Origin of the sequence: Sphingobium sp. D43FB, from assembly GCF_002312805.1 — a bacterium.
GTDB lineage: Bacteria > Pseudomonadota > Alphaproteobacteria > Sphingomonadales > Sphingomonadaceae > Sphingobium.
In genome coordinates, this window is the sequence record NZ_NMUA01000257.1 from 1 (window position 1) to 393 (window position 393).

The 393-nt window shown below is 55.7% G+C and carries 1 protein-coding gene; it reads right to left on the reverse strand.

What is annotated here, in order from left to right:
* Positions 1 to 207 (reverse strand): Hsp70 family protein (locus tag SxD43FB_RS24285; protein WP_176482934.1); only part of this gene is annotated, 207 nt, incomplete at its 3' end.
* Positions 208 to 393 lie beyond the last annotated feature (186 nt).

Here is a 393-nt window from a genome sequence, read left to right on the forward strand (position 1 = left end):
CACCGCGTACAGGGTGTTGTGCGGATTGGTCACTGCCTGACGCTTGGCCGACTGACCGACGAGGATTTCGCCGTCGTTGGCGTAAGCAATGATCGAAGGCGTGGTACGCGTGCCTTCGGCGTTCTCGATAACCTTGACGTTACCGTTTTCCAGAATGGAGACGCAGGAGTTGGTGGTCCCCAGGTCGATACCGATAATTCTGCCCATCTTTTGACTCTCCCGAAACTTTGATTGGGTTGCCGCAACTGCGCTTACACATTGCGGTAGCTCTTAAACGCTTGGCCTATAAATGGGGGCCAGACAGCTGATTTCAAGCCTGCTCGTCAATTGATGGCTGAACAGGCGATGGTGCCTTGCTGACCACGACCATAGCCGGGCGCAGCAGGCGACCAT